The following is a 237-nucleotide window of genomic DNA, read 5'->3' as shown; positions in this document are numbered from 1 at the left end:
CACGTGGCAGGCGCAGCCTATCGACAATCTGACCCTCGCCCTGCTTCTGCTCGGTCTTGGTCTGAAGGCCGGATTCTGGCCGCTGCATGTCTGGCTGCCGCTGGCCAATCCCGAGGCGCCGGCACCGGCCAGCGCGGTGCTCTCCGGAGCGATGCTCAAGGCCGGCATCCTTGGCATCTGGAGCTGCGTGCCGGAAGGCGATCCGACGCTGGCGGCTTGGAGCACGCCGCTGCTTGT

Annotated in this window: 1 protein-coding gene; it reads left to right on the top strand. The window is 67.9% G+C overall.

Going from position 1 to position 237, the window contains the following annotated elements:
• Nucleotides 1-237: proton-conducting transporter transmembrane domain-containing protein (locus tag AAEZ08_RS23450; protein WP_500125247.1), on the top strand; the 237-nt coding region annotated here is incomplete at both ends.

Origin of the sequence: Pseudomonas sp. E45-MNA-CIBAN-0222, from assembly GCF_040310405.1 — a bacterium.
Taxonomy (GTDB): domain Bacteria; phylum Pseudomonadota; class Gammaproteobacteria; order Pseudomonadales; family Pseudomonadaceae; genus Stutzerimonas; species Stutzerimonas stutzeri_AC.
This window is presented reverse-complemented; position numbering and strand designations above follow the sequence as displayed.